This window comes from Olsenella phocaeensis (genome assembly GCF_900120385.1).
GTDB lineage: Bacteria > Actinomycetota > Coriobacteriia > Coriobacteriales > Atopobiaceae > Olsenella_I > Olsenella_I phocaeensis.
In genome coordinates this window covers 1,688,067-1,704,958 of sequence record NZ_LT635494.1, presented here as the reverse complement: position 1 = coordinate 1,704,958, position 16,892 = coordinate 1,688,067, and the positions used below count along the sequence as shown (strand labels likewise).

The window sequence follows — 16,892 nt, the reverse complement described above, 5'->3', positions numbered from 1 at the left end:
GGGACAGAACTTCCTGGTGAGCGACGGGGTCATCGCGAGGATCCTCGAGCTTGCCGAGCTGGGTCCCGATGACGTCGTCTTCGAGGTCGGACCCGGCATCGGGACGCTCACCGTGGCGCTCCTGCGGCAGGCGGGGGCCGTGGTCTCGGTCGAGGCCGACCGCGCGCTCGAGCCCGTGCTCGCCCAGACCTGCGAGAGGGACTCCGAGCGCTTCGCCCTGGTGATGGGGGACGCCCTGCGCGTGGACGCGGAGGGCCTCTCGTCCGCCGTCGCCGCGCTTGGCCTTGCGGGCATCGACCCCGAGCCGCGCCTCCTGGTGAGCAACCTGCCTTACCAGGTCGCGGCCACCGTGATCCTGCGCACGCTCGAGCACATGCCCCGCGTCCGCCGCGAGGTCGTGATGGTCCAGGCCGAGGTCGCCGACCGCATCGCGGCCACGCCGGGCGGCAGGGACTACGGGGCGTACACGGCCAAGCTGGGACTCTATGCCCAGGTCACGGGGCGCTTCGAGGTGGGTCCCGGCAACTTCATGCCGCCGCCCCACGTCCAGAGCGCCGTCGTGCGCATCGACCGCCGTCCCTGCCTGGGGCCGGACGGCACGCCTCTCTCGCCCGAGCACGTCGCGGCGTGCGCGGGCGTGATTGACGCCGCCTTCGCGCAGCGTCGGAAGACCATACGCAACTCCATGGGCGCCTCGGGCTTCGACCGGGAGCGCCTGGACGCCGCCTTCTCCGCCACGGGCACCGCCCCCACCACACGCGCGGAGCGGCTTGCGACCGCCGACTTCGTGCGCCTGGCGGAGGCGCTGGGCTGGTAGCGTTGGGGGTCGCAGCGGCAGGCTCCACGGCTCTGGCGATGCTGCGGTGGCAACGCCGAGACGGCATTCTGTGAGATTTGCTGACTTTTTCTCACCTCAACTGGGAAAACGTCAAATTCGACAGCATTTCGCACAGAATGCTGTCTTTCGCATAGGTGGCCGAGCACCTTGCGGACGGCCGCAACGACCGTGAACGACCACAAGAGAGAGACACGCGCATGGCGGTAGACGAGTTGCTCCAGAGGCTGGGCGTCGACGAGGACGGGGCCCTCTTCCACGACAAGAAGGGCCGTCCCGTGGCGCTTCCCTCCGCGCCCGCGCCCCTCGCGGACAGCCANCCCAGGGCATTCCCGACCCCTTGGCGAAGACCGGCGTGGAGGAGGCGCTCGCCGCCCGGGCCACCAAGTCGCCCCAGGTCTCGGACGCGGCGCTCGTGACGCCCGGCACCCTCACCGTGGGCCTCAAGTCCTCGTCGGTGGGCATCCCCTTCTGTGCGCAACTCGAGGGCGGGGAGTTCGTCGGGCTTGACGTCGACCTCGCCTCCGCCGTAGCCGACGAGCTCGGCCTCAAGGTGAGCTTCGTGAGCGTCCCCAGCGCGAGCGGTGCCTTGGGCAAGAGCTGCGACGTGGTCATGGACACCCGTGCCGGCGACTCGAGCTCCGCAGCCGCGGTGGGCGGTTATGCGCAGTCCGCCACGGCCTTCTTCCACAAGGGCCAGACGGGCGTGGCAAAGGTCGAGGACCTCTCGTCCAAGACGGTGGGCCTGCAGGACGGCTCCGTGTCGCAGAAGGCGCTCCGCTCGACGGGCCTGGTGATGAAGGAGAAGACCTTCGCCAACCTCAACGAGGCCTTTGCCGCGCTCGACGCGGGAGGCGTCGACTACGTGCTCTGCGACGCCTATTCGGGAGCCTTCCTCTCCATGGGCTGCAAGGACATCGCCTTCGCGGGCACGCTGGACGCGCCCGTCACACAGGGGATCGGCGTGCTCCCCACCAACACGGAGCTGCAGGGCGGCATCAAGTCCGCCCTCGACACGCTGCAGTCCAACGGCATCGAGGACGGCATCCGCTCGCGCTGGCTGGGCGGCATGCCCCAGCTGGGTGACACCAGCCAGGTGAGGGACGTCCCCGCCCCCGTCCAGGAGGAGCCGGCCGAGGAGGCCGCTCCCGCCGAGGCCGGCTCCAACGCGGCCAGCGTGTAGGGACGGATGCCGCAGGCGTCGCGGCCTGCGCCCGCCGCTTGGCGAAAGCGACTGCCAAAGAGCCCCCTCCTGGGGTATCTATGAGTCACGGTGGGCTCTCGGAGAGGGCCCACGCAAGTCACGCGAAGCGAGGAGGTACTGATGGTCGACATCAAGATCTCGGGACGCAAGGTCTCCGTTTCTGATGGCATGCGCGACCACGTTCTTGACAAGGTGGGCGAGTCCCTCAAGGTGTTTGACATCCAGCCGATGAGCTGCGACGTGGTCCTGCGCGTCGACAAGAACCCCTCCAACCCCGACCGCCGCACCTGCGAGATCACGGTGTTCGTCCGTGACAACGTGGTGCGCGTGGAGGCCAGCAACCAGGACATGTACGCCGCCATCGACGACGCGGCGGACAAGGTCACCCGCCAGCTGCGCAAATACAAGACGCGCGTCATCGACCGCAAGCAGCGCTCGCAGCAGACCATCCGCGAGGGTGCGCCCCTGGGCGACCTGGACGACCTCATCGAGGGGGAGGAGCTCGACGACCAGCTGGTGCGCGAGAAGTACGTCGACCTCACGCCCATGACCGAGGAGGAGGCGCTCGTCCAGACTGACCTCCTGGGCCACGACTTCTATGTTTTCGAGAATGCCACGACCGGCCTCGTGAACGTCATCTACCACCGCCATAATGGTGGGTACGGCATCATCAAGCCGAAGATCGAGACCGAAGACGGCGAGGCATAGCGAGGTTCGCATGAGCCAGGGCGATCAGAGCTCACCCAAGGACGGGAAGACGGCGGAGGCGCCGGCCGACGTGAGGAACGTGGGCAGGGCCTACCATCAGAAGCGCAACGTCAGGATCATCATGGACTCCACCGCGGACTTCGCCACCGGCGTCGCCGAGCGGCTGGGCGTCGAGGTGATCCCCTTCAGCTACGTGGACGCCGACGGCGTCGAGCACCAGGACGACCGCTGGCAGGAGCAGGACCCGCACGAGTTCTACGAGCACATGCGCAAGAACCCGGACGCGCGCTTCCATACCGCGGCGGTCACGCCGGGACGCTACTTCGAGGTCTTCGAGCGCGCCGCACAGGAGGGGCTGCCCACCATCTACATGGGGCTTCCGGCCGGGCTCTCGAGCTCCATCGACTCCGCCCGCCAGGCGGCTCAGATGATCCGCGAGAGGTATCCCGACTTCGAGCTCTACGTGCTGGACAGGCGCTGCGACTCCGCGGCAGGCCAGCTTCTGGCCATCGAGGTGGTGCGCCAGGCGTCCCTGGGCCTCACGGCGGAGGAGCTCTACGAGTGGGCCCGGGACGCGCGCTACTTCATCCATGGCTACTTCACGCTGGACAGCTTCGACACGCTTGCCGCAGGTGGGCGCATCCCGCCCGCGGCGGCCAACGTGGGCGGCAAGCTGGACATCAAGCCGGAGCTCTCGTACGACCTCAACGGCGCCCTCTCCCTGCGCGGCATGTGCCGCGGCCGCAAGAAGGCCCTGCGCGCCATAGTCCAGGACTTCAGGGAGAACTACGCCCACGACACGTCGCTCCCGGTGGGCATCGTGTCGACCGACGCCCAGAAGGACGCCGACTGGCTCGAGGCCCAGATTCGCAAGGAGAAGGGCTGCGAGGACCTGACCATCATCCATAGCACGGTGTCGCCCATCCTGGGCGCGCACGTGGGGCCCGGCATGGTGGCGCTGGTCTTCTGGGGCAAGGACCGGAGGGAGAAGATCTCCCTCACCGACCGCATCGCCCGCAAGGTGAAGAAGGGTGCGCGCGGCCCCGAGGAGGGCTAGCGCACGATCGCAGGGTTCGCTGCCACCGGGTGCCCGAGGTGCCTGGTGGCATGCCCATGCCAGAAAGGCACGAACGCATGACGAACAAGATCAAGAGGGTCGCCCTCATCGGCACCGGCATCATGGGGGCTCCCATCGCGGGGCACGTCCTGGACGCGGGCTTTGACCTCACCGTCCACAACCGCACGCCCGAGAAGGCGAGGGCGCTGGTTGAGAGGGGCGCCCACTGGGCTTCGAGCCCCGCCGAGGCCGCAAGGGACGCCGACGTGGTCCTGACCATGGTGGGCTATCCCTCCGACGTGGAGGACGTCTACCTGGCAAGCGACGGCATCATCCGCGCCAGCAGGAAGGGCGCCTACCTGATCGACCTCAGCACCAGCGCGGCCGAGCTCGCCCGCGACATCCACGACGCCTCCGAGGTCGAGGACAAGCACGCCTTCGACTGCCCCGTCACGGGAGGCCAGGCGGGGGCCGAGGCCGGCACGCTCACGCTCTTCGTGGGCGCGGACGAGGGGACCGCGGCTCCCGTGCTGCCGCTCCTCCAGTGCTTCTCTGACAAGGTCTTCTACTTCGGCCGGGCCGGCATGGGCCAGACGGCGAAGCACTGCAACCAGGTCTCGCTCGCGTCCTGCATGATGGGCTATGCCGAGGCCATGGTCCTCGCCGAGGCGGCAGGCCTGGACGAGCGGACCATGCTGGAGGCCGTGGGCTCGGGCATGGGCGGCTCGGTTGCCATGGACATGCTGGCGCCCAAGGCCCTCGCGGGCGACTGGAAGCCCGGCTTCATGGCTGAGCACCTGCTCAAGGACCTCAGGCTGTCCCTCTACGAGGCCGAGCAGATGGGCATCTCGCTTCCCTCGACCGACACCGCCTTCAACCTCTTCGACCTCCTCTGCCAGGTGGACGGCTCGCGTCTGGGCACCCAGGCGCTCTCGCTCCTCTATGCCGAGGAGGAGGCGGGCGCGGCGGCGGGCCTCGACTGGTCCCGGGCGCAGCCCGCCCACGACGAGGACGGCTGCGACTGCGAGGACGGCGGGTGCTCCTGCGGCCACGACCATGGCGACGGGGAGTGCGGCTGCGGTCACGGCGACGGCCACGGGCACCATCACCACGAGTAGGGGAGCCCGGGAGAAGGCCCTGCCGCGACTGGGACGGGGCGCCAGCCACGCCCCGGGTTACTCTCGCCTGACTTTTGGGTATAAAAGGGCAGTTGGGGCCGGGTTGCGCCGTTCGACGGCGTCGCATTCCCGCCCCTAGTGCCAACACGCACGCGTGCCGGGCCCAAGACCTGCCCGCATCGCGCAGAAAGGAACAGGTCCCCCACATGAACGAACTGACCCAGAGGTCGATGGCGGTCCTCATCGACTACGAGAACCTTGCCCTTGGCACGGGCAAGAGGCGTCGCAACGGCCACCAGGATCCCGGCCCCCGTCCCGACGTCAAGCGCATCCTCGAGCGCCTGGTGGACAAGGGCCGCATCACGGCCAAGCGCGCCTACTGCGACTGGCAGCGCTTCGACGACGCCATCACGCCCCTGCACGAGCTGGGCATCGAGCTCATAGAGATCCCCGACCGCGCCTACACCGGCAAGAACTCGGCCGACATCCGCCTGGCCGTGGACGCGGTCGAGATGTGCCTCACCAAGGACCACATCGACACCTTCGCCATCCTCTCGGGCGACTCCGACTTCTCGCCCCTGGTCTCGAAGCTCAAGGAGTTCGGCAAGACGGTGATCGGCGTGGGCATGAAGGAGTCCACGAGCAGCCTCCTCGCCGAGGTCTGCGACGAGTTCATCTTCTACGAGGACATCGTGAGCCAGGGAGGCGTCCCCGACTACTCGCAGAAGGTCCCCAAGGAGAGGCACGAGGCCTACCAGCTCCTCTTCGAGACCATCGACGCCCTCCAGGGCGAGAGCGACAGCGCCGTCCTCGCCTCGCGCCTCAAGGACACCATGAAGCGCAAGCGCCCCCAGTTCAGCGAGCGCAGTTACGGCTACCGCTCGTTCAGCAACCTCCTGCGCGAGGCGTCCAAGCTGGGGTTCATCGAGATTCACCAGGATACGAAGAGCGGCACCGTCATGGTGGACGGCTTTGCCGAGTAGCAGAAGGGAAGTGCGCATGTCCGAATCCACTGAGGAAGAGAAGGCCGCGGCGGCCCTGGCGGTTCTCGTCGACCAGCTGTCGGCGGCGAGCCGTCGCAGCCGACAGGACGCGGCCCACGACATCGAGTCCATTGCCAGGGTGAGCCCCGAGCGCCTGACACCCCATGTGGGCAAGCTCATCGAGGCTCTTGGGCGTCCCGAGGCGCAGACGCGCTGGGAGGTGCTCTCGGCACTCTCAGAGATGGTGCAGGTAGATGCCAATGCGGTGACGGACGCCTTCGAGGGGGCGGAGTCGTCCCTCTTCGACGAGGGTTCGGCTACCGTACGTCTTGCGGCCTTCCGCTTCCTCGCGCGCCTCGGGGCCACCGGCGCGCGCATGTCCGACGAGGCGTGGCCGCTCCTGGACGAGGCGGTGCAGTGCTACCACGGCGACCCCGAGTACCGTGACATGCTGGCCTGCCTCCTGGACTTCGCGCACGGCGAGCTCTCGGAGGCCACCAGCCACGCGCTCGCCGCCCGCGTGGGCTTCGACGCGGAGAACGGCAGGGGCTACATCAGGAGCTTCTCGGAGCAGATCGCGGCGGCGCTGGCCAGGTAGGCGGCGTCGGGCGACGTGCAAACGGACGGCAGCCCCGAGGGCGGCCGCAGGATTCAAGGAGGTTCGCGTATGGCGAACAAGAACGAGGAGAAGGACGTCGAGACGCAGGGCAAGGACGCCAAGGACGCCAAGGACGCCAAGGACGCCAAGGACGCTAAGGACGCGTCGGGTGCCGCGGAGGGGCAGGCAGGTCCCGCCGCGGCGCTGGCGAGGCTCGGCGCGCCCGCCTGGATCGGCATCGCTGTGGTCTGCGCCGTCCTGGGCATCTTGGTGGGCAGGTTCCTGCTGGGCGGGGGCTCGGGGAGCGCCCTGGGCAAGACGACCCTCCAGGAGTCCGAGCTGGACACCACCATCGCGACGTACGTCTACAATGGCAAGAGCCACAGCCTGAGCGCCCGTGACGTCATCACGTCGCAGTCCTCGCTCGACTCCTCCAAGAAGGGCGACGGCAGCTACGCGCTGCCCACCGCCGACAAGGTCCTGGCTGCCGCGCGCTCGCAGATCCTCGAGGATGAGGTAGAGAGCCGCAACATCGAGGTCAGCGACGAGGACCGCGACGCCTTCGCCACGCAGTACATCGGCACCACCGACTACGACAGCGTCGCGTCGAGCTACGGCATGGACGCCGACACCGTGAAGAAGATGGTCTCGCAGTCCGCTGCCCTCGCCAAGCTCCGCAGCCAGGTCGTGACCACCGATGCGGGCACCCAGCCCACCGCCCCCGAAAAGCCCGAGTCGGGCAAGGAGGACGAGGCCACCGAGGCCTACGCCCAGTACATCATCGGCCTCGCCGGCGACGAGTGGGACAGCTCCGCGAACGCCTGGAAGTCCTCCGACGGTGACTATGCCACCGCGCTCGCCGACTACACCGTGACCAACGACTCCGCCACCTACGAGGCCGCCCAGGCAGCCTACTACGTGGCCTACCAGAAGTACTCCACCGCAGCCTCTGCGGCCGCCACCCAGTGGACCGACTTCGTGAACGGCCTGCTCAGCAAGGCGACCATCAGCATCTCCGCGCTCAACGCGTAGGGACGGACGCACGCCCGGCGCAGGTGCGGGGGACGTGCGGTCTACATCGACTTCCACTGGCGGGCGGGGCCTTCGGGTCCCGCCCGTCCCTNCCGCCGCGCGCGAGGCCGGGTCGCAGGCCTCGGACGCCTGCGGGGGTTTGCCGCCGCTCGCCATCCTGAAGGCAAAGAGCCCCTCCTGCGGCTCCGGCGTAATCTACGATGGAACCCACACCCATACGTTGGTCGAGGGCGACGGCGTGTTTGCCCGTCTCCTCCAGAGGGAGGGAGTCTGCGTGGTTAGCGAGGACATTGTGGAGAGCTGCAAGCCCTCCGTGGAGCATCCCGTCGCGATCGTCCTGGGCACCGGCCTGGGCCACCTCGCCGCGCTGGTGAAGCCCGTGCGCAGGATTGACTATCACGACATCGAGGGCTTCCCTAGGGACGCCCGGCCCGTGAGGGGACACAGCTTCGAGGCCACCATCGGCACCATCGACGGGGTCCCCGTGGTCGTGTACCCCGGACGCATCCACCTCTACCAGGGCTACAGCGCCGAGGAGGTCACCGCCCTGGTGCGCCATGCGCACCGCCTGGGCTGCCGTGACATCTTCTTCGCCTGCGCCACGGGTGCCGTGCCCGGCAACGCCCATGTGGGCCTGGGCATCCTGACCGACCAGGTCAACCTCACGGGGCAGAACCCCCTGGCGGGCTCCAACCTGCGCGACGTGGAGACCCCCTTCGTGGGCATGACCGACGCCTACACGCCCTACCTGCGCACGCTGGCACGGGGCGTGGCGGACGACCTGGGCATTACCGTCGAGGAGGGCGTCTTTGCCGGCGTCATGGGGCCCTGCTTCGAGACCCCTGCCGAGGTCGCCATGCTGAGGGGGATGGGCGTCTCGTACACCGGCTTCTCCACGGCGCTCGAGGTGATCCTGGCGCACGCCCTGGGGATGAACGTCCTGGGCATGACGCTGGCGTCCAACGAGAGCGGCGACCCCAAGATGTCCCACCAGAGCGTGCTCGAGGCGGCGGAGAGGCACGCCGACGACTTCGAGCGCCTGGTGCGTGGCGTGCTGCACCTGCTCTAGCGCAGGTCGCGCCTGCCTTGGGTGGGATTCGCGTGCCGGAGCGAGAGAATGCGGGATTCGCGCTTGAAAAGGGCGAGGGGTTCCATGTAGTATCCTATCTGCTGCAAGGCAGTCATAGGGTTGCCAGCTTAGCTCAGTTGGTAGAGCACCGCTCTCGTAAAGCGGGGGTCATCAGTTCGAGTCTGATAGCTGGCTCCATGTAAAGTCGCAGGTCGGAGGGGTCGTTTCCTCTCCGGCCTGCTTTCCTTTCGCGGGCCGTTTCCCGACGTGTTCCCCGGTGCGTTCCCCGGATCCGGAGTCCGGCCCGAAGTTGTATGCGGTTTTGGGCTCGACCCGAAGTTGTATGCGGTTCTCGCATACAACACAAAATCCGTGCGACCATTTTACCTGCGCAAATGCAAGTCCGTACACAAAGATAACGAGTTTTCAGGCGAGAAAGCCGCATACAATTCCAGCGGACGGCCGCGTGCGCGAGCTGGCGTCCCTGCCTCGCTGACCTCCTCGCCTCCGCGTATGCATTTTGACATCCCTGCTTAAGGTCCGCCCCCAACGGGCATCCTGCGAAGAGGCTCGCGCGCGAGCCTTCCCGACCGATGCCAGCAGGAGCAGCACATGAGCCTTCGCAGCACCACCAACTCCAATGACCGCGGCACCATCAGGCGCACGCTCCACTACTTCTGGTGGGTCACCCGCCAGCGTCCCGGTGCCTTCGCGCTCTCGGTGGTCAGCTCGGTGGGGTACACCGCCCTTCTCACCTTTGCCAACACCTACGTGATGGGCCTCATAGTGGACCGCGTCCAGGCCTCGCCCGTCACGCCCGATCAGGTCCTTTCGGTGTTCGGCCCGTACATCCTGGCCCTCCTCCTGGTCAACGCCCTGGGCCAGACCCTCTCCAAGCTGCAGGACCTCTCGGTCTACCAGCTCGAGATAAACGGCAACTACCAGCTCTCGCGCCTCTGCTTTGACACCCTCTCCAACCAGTCGATGACCTTCCACAACAGCCGCTTCGGGGGTAGCCTGGTGAGCCAGACCTCACGCTTCGTCTCGGGCTACTCGGGCCTCGTCGACGTGGTGACCTACAGCCTGTACCCTACGCTGGCCTCGATCGTGCTCACCGTGGGCATGCTCGCGCCGGTGGCCCCCAGCTTCGTGGCCATCCTCATGGTCATGCTCGTGGTCTACGTGGTCCTGGCGTATCGCATGTACAAGCGCATCCTTCCCCTCGCCGTGCAGGCGTCGACCGCCCAGAACCGCCTCTCGGGCGTGCTCTCGGATGCCGTGACCAACATCCTGGCCGTCAAGACCTACGGTCGCGAGGACTTCGAGCGCCAGACCTTCACCACGGCCGACCGCGAGGCCATGGCGGCCGAGAACGCCAACATGCGCGCCACCATGCGTCGCGGCTTCACGACCTCGGCGCTCATCACGGTGATCATGTTCGTGGTCTCGATCTTCGTGTCGGGCGGCAATGCCTGGTTTGGCATCAGCGCGGGCACCCTGGTCATGATGTTCACCTATACCTACAACCTGACCATGCGCTTCAACTACTTCAACTCCATGATGCAGCGCATCAACCGCGCCCTGGGTGACGCGGCCGAGATGACGCGCGTCCTGGACGAGCCCACCCTCGTGGCGGACGACGAGGGCGCGGGCGCGCTCGTGGTGGGCGAGGGCCGCATCGACTTCGAGCACATCGGCTTCCGCTACGCCGACGCCCAGGAGGACGACAAGGTCTTCCGAGACCTCAACCTGCACATCCCCGCGGGCCAGCGCGTCGGGCTGGTCGGTCGCTCGGGCTCCGGCAAGACCACGCTGACCAAGCTCCTCCTGCGCCTGGACGACGTGCAGGAGGGCCGCGTGCTCGTGGACGGCCAGGACGTGAGCCGCTGCACCCAGCAGTCCCTGCGTCAGCAGGTCGCCTACGTGCCCCAGGAGGCCCTGCTCTTCCACCGCAGCATCAGGGAGAACATCGCCTACGGCCGGCCTGACGCCACCGAGGGGCAGATTCGCGCCGCGGCCGCCGAGGCGAACGCTCTCGAGTTCATAGACCGCCTGCCACAGGGCATGGACACCATGGTGGGCGAGAGGGGCGTCAAGCTCAGCGGCGGACAGCGCCAGCGCGTGGCCATAGCCCGTGCCATCCTGGTGGACGCGCCCATCCTGGTCCTGGACGAGGCGACGAGCGCGCTCGACTCCGAGTCGGAGGCGCTGGTCCAGGGCGCGCTCGAGAACCTGATGCGCGGACGCACCGCCATCGTCGTCGCGCATCGCCTCTCGACCGTGGCGTCGCTGGACCGCATCGTCGTGCTCTCGGACGGCAGGATCGTGGAGGACGGCACCCACCACGAGCTGGTCGAGGCGGGCGGCGAGTACGCTGGCCTCTGGAACCGCCAGACCGGCGGCTTCCTGGAGGGTACGGAGTAGGGGGGACGCCCCTCTCGCCCGGCAGCCTCGCCCGGAGGGGCTAGCGCAGCCTCCTCGCGCGGACGCAGAGCCAGTTGCGCCTGGTCTCGTCGGTGCGGCTCACGTCCTCGAAGCCCGCGTCCCTGAGCATCCGGATGATGTCTTCCGGTTCGTAGACGCTCATGCCGTCGATCAGGCCCTCCCACCTGTGGGCGGAGGAGGTGTCCACCGCCTCCTCGTTCACCACGTAGAGGCTTCCGCCCGGCGCGAGGACGTCATGGACCCTGCGGAAGCACCCCTGGACGTCGGGCCAGAAGTAGATGGTCTCGAAGGCCGTGACCACGTCAAAGGATGCGGGAGGGAAGAGGCTCGCCAGGTCCTGGACCCCACCCTGGACGACGTCGCAGGATCCGGACTCGACTGCGTTTGCGTTGAGCGCCCGGGACTCCGCGACGCTCACGGAGGAGTGGTCGAGCCCCGTGACGTGACAGCTCGCATCGCGCTCGAGGAGTCGCGCGATGTTGCCGCCCCCGCCGCAGCCCACGTCGAGGATGCGAGCCCCTGCGGGGATGTCCATGAGACCAATGCCCCAGATGGCCTGCCTGGCGTGGCCGCTGTTCATCCCCCGCGCCATCAGCCGTCCCCAGAAGCCCCGGGGTTCAGCCGTGTTGTTGAAGATTGTCTTCAAGATGCCCATGCCTCGGCTCCCCTCATTGCCCTCCCAGGGGCGGCGCTCAATGGATAAGTCTTGGATAACTTTAGCGGAAGCGAGAGGTGCTGGTGGTTGCTCGTGGTGGCTGGCTTCCTTCGACGGCATTTCTCACAGTCTCACAGGATGCTGTCGCTCGCGCCTCTCGCCCGGACGATCGCCCCGCGCCTTAGCACCTGCGGGGCATGATGGGGAGCACCTAGAAGAGCCGCTCGATGACCTCGACGATTCCATCGTGGTCGCAGTCTGCCACGACCAGGTCGCAGGCGGCGCGCACGCGCTCGTTGGCATTGCCCATGGCGACCGCCGTCCCGGCGGCGTGAAGCACGGCCAGGTCGTTGTCGTCGTCCCCCACGGCGACGGCGAGCTCGATGGGAACGTCCAGGAGCTCGCAGAGGCGCTGGAGGCCCGACGCCTTGCTCACGCCCTGCGGCGTGCACTCGAGGGACCCAACCTCGGCATCGGCAAGGACGAGCTCCGTCTTCGCCTCGAGTGCCTTCCGGCTGCGGTCGCGCCCAGCTGCATCGTGGTGGTGGATGTCCACCTTCACGACCTCGTCCGCGTGCTCGAGCGCATAGGAGCGCAGGTCGTCGACCTCCGTGTAGTTTCGCTCGAACATGGAGCGGTACACGCCCACGTTGAACTCCGCGCAGCGTCTGATGAGCCCGCGCTGAACGACGGAGAGGCTGCAGGTGGCCAGATGCGTCATGGCGCCCTCCGCCTCCGCGGCGTCGAGGCAGGCCACGAGCTCCTCCCGGGGGATGGACGAGCGGTGGATTGCGCGTCGGGCGCGCAGGTCGTACACAAGGCCGCCGCTGTCGAGCGAGGCGTGGGTGAGGAAGGCGAGCTCGCGGGAGTAGTCGGCGATCTCGGCAAGGCCGCGCCCGGTCGAGAGCGCCACCACGACGCTGCGGCCTGTCAGTTCTCGCACGGCAGAGAGCGTGCGGGGCGAGACCTGCTTCCGCGAGTCGAGCAGGGTGCCGTCCATGTCGAGCGCGAGGAGCCGGGGCTTGGCGCGCATCTTCCCTCCCGAGGTCGCTTCCCTTCTCGCCTGAGTCTACTGGATGGGTCGGATGGTTCGAGCGATGGCGTTTGCATGCGAGCGAAGTTGGGTGAAGTCAGCAGAAAATATAATCTTGTTGACCTGCTTTGCATAACCCCTGGTAGGAGAAATCCAGTCAACAGAATTTCAAATTCTGAGGACCTGGCCATCGGGGGAGGTCGCGGGGAGAAGGCCCGCGCCGCGCACCCGTCCCAGGGCCCAGGGTCCCGCCGCGTGTTCGACGCCCGTCCTGCCACGCGCCCGCCGCCCGTCCGCCGTGTGCCCACCCCGACTGTTACGAATGCGTTGCGCGGGATGCCGGAACGCCGTTCTCGCTTGACGCAAGACCGGCTGCGGCCTTTAATACCTACTGTAACGCTAGGAATTAGGGCGTCGCTCCGATGGCGTCGCTCCGACGAGCCCACACGGGCGGGAAGGAAGAAGACGTGAGCCAGCAGCTTCGCAACATTACCTGCGCCTGTTGTCGCTCCTTCCCCCGCCTCCCTCGACGTCGATGTCGGGTCGCCCGCGCATAGGCCGGGAAGACCCCGCGCCGGACAAGCTCCGGCAGCAGAAGACAGAACGATATGAGGCGGAGGCGCAGTGCGTCTCCGCCTTTTTGTATGCGGGGGCGGAAGCGTCGCCCCCTGTCTCGCCATTCCCGCCACAACCCCGGAACCACCCCAAGAAGCACCCCCTTCGATCCGAGAGGAACAACCATGAACTACGCAGAGAAGATTGATGCCCTCATCGGCAGCACCCCGCTCGTCGACCTGTCGGCCCTCGCCGACGGCAAGGCCACCATCCTAGGCAAGTACGAGGCCACCAACCCCGGCGGCTCCGTGAAGGACCGTGTCGCCCGCGCCATGCTCGACGCGGCCGAGGCGGACGGCAGCCTGCTCCCCGGCGGTACCGTCATCGAGCCCACCAGCGGCAACACCGGCGTCGGGCTGGCCATGCTCAGCGCCGCGCGCGGCTACCACATGATCCTGGTCATGCCCGAGACCATGTCCGTCGAGCGCCGCAAGCTCGCGGCGAGCTATGGTGCGCGCATCGAGCTCACCCCCGGTAAGCTGGGCATGAAGGGCTCCATCGCCTGGGCGGAGGAGCTGCGTGCCAGCATTCCCGGCTCGATCGTCGCCGGCCAGTTCGAGAACCCGGCCAACCCCCGTGCCCACTACCAGACCACCGGCCCCGAGGTCTGGGCCGACACCGACGGAAAGGTGGACGNCGCGCGAGCGGCCCCGGCACGGCACGCGGCCGCCAGCTGCGGCAGGGACCTCGGGGGAGGCCCGCACAAGCAAGGACCGCGACACGACGACAACGCCAGCAAGGGCAGGGGAGAGGGACGTCATGGAACTCATCGAGGCAGGCTACCAGGCCAGCGGCACAGACGGAACCGCGTCGGTCGGCGGCGGCGCAGTCGGCCGGGCGGGCCAGCGGCGGCTGACGCTGCTGGGACGTCTGCGCGAGGACGTCCAGGCGGTGCTCGACCGCGACCCCAGTGCGACCTCCGCCCGCGACGTCGCCCTCTTTGCCACGGGCCTACATGCTGTGTGGTCGTACCGGCGCAACCACTGGCTCTGGGAGCACGGTGCGCGCAGGCTTGCCACCTACCTCTCGCAGCGCACGCGCCGTCGCCTCGGGGTCGAGATCCACCCCGCTGCGACAATAGGCCGCCGCTTCGTCATAGACCACGGCATGGGCGTGGTTATCGGCGCCACGGCGGTGATAGGCGACGACGTGATGCTCTACCAGGGCGTCACCCTGGGCATGACGGGCAAGCATGCGGGCAAGCGGCATCCCACCCTGGGCAACAACGTCATGGTCGGAGCGCGCGCCACCATCCTGGGCGACATTCGCATAGGCAACGGCTCCAAGGTCGGGGCCGGCGCCGTGGTGCTCCACGACGTGCCCGACGACGTGACCGTGGCCGGCGTCCCCGCCTCCGTCGTGCGCGAGCACCGCTGCTGGGAGGCCGGGCGCCCCTCGCTCGTCCCCGATGTGGTGGCCCAGGCGGACGACGAGAACCTGCGTTGGTCCTGCTCACTCTAGCCGTCCTCGGGGACGTCCCTGCATTTGCGGTCCTTGGCGCGATGGTCCGTCCCGAGGCTATATAATCTGACCTGGTGCCGCTGGGGCATGGTTACACCTCCAGGTCACCAGGGCGGTTGAGCTGGCCGCCTTGCGCCGCCTGCGTCTGCCTGACCCGACAGAAGGGTGACCCATGATCAGCTTCCCCCAATTCCTGCAGATACTCGCCTCGAACCCCTTCCTGGCGGTCGTGATGGTGCTCATCCTGGGCACCATCTTCGTCAACGGGTCGACGGACGCCGCAAACGCCATCGCCGAGCCCGTGGGCACGCGGTCGATCGGCGTCAACGAGGCCATCGCCATGAGCGTCGTCTGCAACTTCGTGGGCCTGGTGGCGATGTCGTTCATCTCCACCGCCGTGGCAGACACCATGAGCGGCATGGTCGACTTCGGCGGGGACACCCACGCCGCCCTCATAGCGCTCGCCGCCGCGACGGTGGGCATCGTGGCCTGGGGCGTCGGCGCGTGGATCTTCGGCATCCCCACCTCAGAGAGCCATGCCCTCATCGCCGGCCTCACCGGCGCCGCGCTCGCCGTGCACGGCGGCCTGGGCGGCGTCAACATGGGAGAGTGGGTCAAGGTCGTCTATGGCCTGGTCCTCTCCACCGTCCTGGGCTACCTGGCAGGCTGGGGCATAGCCAAGTTGATCCCCGTTGCCTGCAGGAACGCCGACCGCCGTCGCGCCAACGACTTCTTCGGCCGCATGCAGGTGGTCGGCGCCGCGGGCGTGGCCCTCATGCACGGTGCCCAGGACGGCCAGAAGTTCATGTCCACCGCCATGGTGGCGATCGCGCTCGCCGCGAACATGGGCGTCTCGGACGTGGGCGGCTTCCCCCTGTGGATCGAGGTGCTCTGCGCCGGCGTCATGGCCCTGGGCACCGCCGTGGGTGGCAAGAAGATCATCAAGACCGTGGGCATGAGCATGGTGCAGCTGGACAAGTACCAGGGCTTCGCCGCGTCCATCAGCGCCACGGCGTCACTGCTCGTCGCCACGCTTACAGGCCTTCCCGTCTCGACCACGCACACCAAGACGGCGGCCATCATGGGTGCCGGAGCGGCCGAGAACGTCCGCTCCGTCAACTGGGCGATCGCCAAGGACATGGTCCTGACCTGGGTATTCACCTTCCCGGGCTGCGGACTCATCGGGTACCTCCTCGCCCGGCTCTTCCTCGTACTCTTCTAGGGGCACGCATTGACCGGTGGCCCGAGCGGCAGCCGGGCCTCCAACGACCAACGGACCACGTGCAGAAAAGAGAGGGACATGGCTCGCATCAAGAAGGAAGACCCGTTCTACACCCTGCTGAGAGACTTTTCGACCGAGATCCTTGCTACCGCCGAGGACTACGTGAAGTTCGTCGAGGGCTACCCCGACTCCATCACCATGATCCCCGCCATGAAGCTCCACGAGGGGCGCTCGGACGAGCACGTGCGCAAGATCATGAAGGAGCTCTATGCCTCCTTCATCACCCCCTTCGATCGCAACGATATCTCTGACCTGGCCCTCAAGATGGATGACATCGTGGACTACATCGAGGGCGTCTGCACGGGTCTGGACCTCTTCAACATGAGTGGCACCCGCGTCGAGGCGCGGCAGATGGCCGAGCTCACCCTGCAGGCCGTCAAGGAGCTCTGCGTGATGTTCGACCACCTGTCCGACTACAAGAGCGACTCCGTGGTCATGGAGAAGGCCATCGCCGTGGGCAACATCGAGGACGAGGGCGACAACGTCTACGAGCAGGGCCTGCGCAACCTCTTCCATGACGACACCCTGGACGAGGCGCGTCGCGGCCACGTGGTGGGCTGGATGCGCGTCTTCGACCGCATGGAGGGCTGCCTGGACGCCTGCGACGCCGCGGCGGGCGTCGTGCGCTCCGTGATCATGAAGAGCGCGTAGGGCAGGCAGGGCAGGGGCTGGGCGAGAGGGGCTCGGCTTCGGGCCTGCGGCCGCTCGCTCGACAACGCCCGGCGCGTCTTCGCGTTCGCGCGACAAAGTCCGGCGCGTCTCTCGCCTGTTCGACAACGTCCGACAACGCCCAGCGC

Annotated in this window: 14 protein-coding genes, 1 tRNA gene and 2 pseudogenes; 15 read left to right on the top strand and 2 right to left on the bottom strand. The window is 67.7% G+C overall.

The window, feature by feature from the left end; all coding sequences use genetic code 11:
* The 11 genes and pseudogenes from rsmA to BQ7388_RS08235 all read left to right on the top strand — a co-directional run.
* Positions 1-817: 16S rRNA (adenine(1518)-N(6)/adenine(1519)-N(6))-dimethyltransferase RsmA (rsmA, locus tag BQ7388_RS08290; RefSeq protein WP_072500253.1), on the top strand; the 817-nt coding region annotated here is incomplete at its 5' end.
* Positions 818-1,175: 358 nt separating this feature from the next.
* Positions 1,176-2,018 carry a substrate-binding periplasmic protein gene (locus BQ7388_RS08280; protein WP_159430816.1) on the top strand — a complete coding sequence of 281 codons (843 nt, stop codon included), beginning with the start codon at positions 1,176-1,178 and terminating at the stop codon, positions 2,016-2,018.
* 141 nt (positions 2,019-2,159) lie between these two features.
* Positions 2,160-2,747, top strand: a complete 588-nt coding sequence (gene hpf, locus BQ7388_RS08275) for a ribosome hibernation-promoting factor, HPF/YfiA family (protein WP_072500250.1) — start codon at positions 2,160-2,162, stop codon at positions 2,745-2,747.
* A 10-nt stretch (positions 2,748-2,757) separates the two neighbouring features.
* The gene (locus BQ7388_RS08270) at positions 2,758-3,804 is read left to right on the top strand and encodes a DegV family protein (RefSeq protein WP_072500249.1); all 1,047 of its coding nucleotides are present in this window, start codon (positions 2,758-2,760) and stop codon (positions 3,802-3,804) included.
* 77 nt (positions 3,805-3,881) lie between these two features.
* Positions 3,882-4,922: an NAD(P)-dependent oxidoreductase gene (locus BQ7388_RS08265; protein WP_072500248.1), complete on the top strand. Its 1,041-nt coding sequence runs from the start codon at positions 3,882-3,884 to the stop codon at positions 4,920-4,922.
* Positions 4,923-5,128: 206 nt separating this feature from the next.
* Positions 5,129-5,905: an NYN domain-containing protein gene (locus tag BQ7388_RS08260; RefSeq protein ID WP_009278563.1), complete on the top strand. Its 777-nt coding sequence runs from the start codon at positions 5,129-5,131 to the stop codon at positions 5,903-5,905.
* Positions 5,906-5,921: 16 nt separating this feature from the next.
* A complete protein-coding gene (locus BQ7388_RS08255; RefSeq protein WP_009278564.1) occupies positions 5,922-6,503 on the top strand; it encodes a hypothetical protein in 582 nt (193 codons plus the stop codon).
* 69 nt (positions 6,504-6,572) lie between these two features.
* Positions 6,573-7,535 carry a hypothetical protein gene (locus BQ7388_RS08250; protein WP_072500247.1) on the top strand — a complete coding sequence of 321 codons (963 nt, stop codon included), beginning with the start codon at positions 6,573-6,575 and terminating at the stop codon, positions 7,533-7,535.
* 145 nt (positions 7,536-7,680) lie between these two features.
* Positions 7,681-8,604 (top strand): annotated as a pseudogene (locus BQ7388_RS08245) (purine-nucleoside phosphorylase); the annotation flags it as partial.
* A 122-nt stretch (positions 8,605-8,726) separates the two neighbouring features.
* Positions 8,727-8,802 (top strand) — tRNA-Thr (locus tag BQ7388_RS08240).
* Positions 8,803-9,216: 414 nt separating this feature from the next.
* Positions 9,217-11,028, top strand: coding sequence for an ABC transporter ATP-binding protein (locus BQ7388_RS08235; RefSeq protein ID WP_072500246.1), 1,812 nt, complete (start codon positions 9,217-9,219; stop codon positions 11,026-11,028).
* Positions 11,029-11,068: 40 nt separating this feature from the next.
* Here the strand turns inward: BQ7388_RS08235 and BQ7388_RS08230 are convergent, their stop codons facing one another.
* Positions 11,069-11,704: a class I SAM-dependent methyltransferase gene (locus tag BQ7388_RS08230; RefSeq protein ID WP_072500245.1), complete on the bottom strand. Its 636-nt coding sequence runs from the start codon at positions 11,702-11,704 to the stop codon at positions 11,069-11,071.
* A 211-nt stretch (positions 11,705-11,915) separates the two neighbouring features.
* The gene (locus tag BQ7388_RS08225; RefSeq protein ID WP_072500244.1) at positions 11,916-12,737 is read right to left on the bottom strand and encodes an HAD-IIB family hydrolase; all 822 of its coding nucleotides are present in this window, start codon (positions 12,735-12,737) and stop codon (positions 11,916-11,918) included.
* 740 nt (positions 12,738-13,477) lie between these two features.
* Between BQ7388_RS08225 and BQ7388_RS08220 the strand changes: the two are divergent.
* From BQ7388_RS08220 to BQ7388_RS08205, 4 genes and pseudogenes are all read left to right on the top strand, one after another.
* Positions 13,478-13,987, top strand: a pseudogene (locus tag BQ7388_RS08220) (PLP-dependent cysteine synthase family protein); the annotation flags it as partial.
* Between the two features lie 124 nt (positions 13,988-14,111).
* On the top strand, positions 14,112-14,813 hold the full coding sequence (cysE, locus tag BQ7388_RS08215; protein ID WP_072500243.1) for a serine O-acetyltransferase: 702 nt from the start codon (positions 14,112-14,114) through the stop codon (positions 14,811-14,813).
* A 172-nt stretch (positions 14,814-14,985) separates the two neighbouring features.
* The gene (locus tag BQ7388_RS08210; RefSeq protein ID WP_072500242.1) at positions 14,986-16,035 is read left to right on the top strand and encodes an inorganic phosphate transporter; all 1,050 of its coding nucleotides are present in this window, start codon (positions 14,986-14,988) and stop codon (positions 16,033-16,035) included.
* 78 nt (positions 16,036-16,113) lie between these two features.
* Positions 16,114-16,746, top strand: a complete 633-nt coding sequence (locus BQ7388_RS08205; protein ID WP_072500241.1) for a DUF47 domain-containing protein — start codon at positions 16,114-16,116, stop codon at positions 16,744-16,746.
* The last annotated feature ends 146 nt before the right edge of the window (positions 16,747-16,892 follow it).

Bases quoted from the DNA above. Each gene is read 5' to 3' on its own strand.
- hpf (WP_072500250.1), top strand. From the start codon at position 2,160: ATGGTCGACATCAAGATCTCGGGACGCAAGGTCTCCGTTTCTGATGGC.
- BQ7388_RS08270 (WP_072500249.1), top strand. From the start codon at position 2,758: ATGAGCCAGGGCGATCAGAGCTCACCCAAGGACGGGAAGACGGCGGAG.
- BQ7388_RS08265 (WP_072500248.1), top strand. From the start codon at position 3,882: ATGACGAACAAGATCAAGAGGGTCGCCCTCATCGGCACCGGCATCATG.
- BQ7388_RS08260 (WP_009278563.1), top strand. From the start codon at position 5,129: ATGAACGAACTGACCCAGAGGTCGATGGCGGTCCTCATCGACTACGAG.
- BQ7388_RS08255 (WP_009278564.1), top strand. From the start codon at position 5,922: ATGTCCGAATCCACTGAGGAAGAGAAGGCCGCGGCGGCCCTGGCGGTT.
- BQ7388_RS08250 (WP_072500247.1), top strand. From the start codon at position 6,573: ATGGCGAACAAGAACGAGGAGAAGGACGTCGAGACGCAGGGCAAGGAC.
- BQ7388_RS08235 (WP_072500246.1), top strand. From the start codon at position 9,217: ATGAGCCTTCGCAGCACCACCAACTCCAATGACCGCGGCACCATCAGG.
- BQ7388_RS08230 (WP_072500245.1), bottom strand. From the start codon at position 11,704: ATGGGCATCTTGAAGACAATCTTCAACAACACGGCTGAACCCCGGGGC.
- BQ7388_RS08225 (WP_072500244.1), bottom strand. From the start codon at position 12,737: ATGCGCGCCAAGCCCCGGCTCCTCGCGCTCGACATGGACGGCACCCTG.
- cysE (WP_072500243.1), top strand. From the start codon at position 14,112: ATGGAACTCATCGAGGCAGGCTACCAGGCCAGCGGCACAGACGGAACC.
- BQ7388_RS08210 (WP_072500242.1), top strand. From the start codon at position 14,986: ATGATCAGCTTCCCCCAATTCCTGCAGATACTCGCCTCGAACCCCTTC.
- BQ7388_RS08205 (WP_072500241.1), top strand. From the start codon at position 16,114: ATGGCTCGCATCAAGAAGGAAGACCCGTTCTACACCCTGCTGAGAGAC.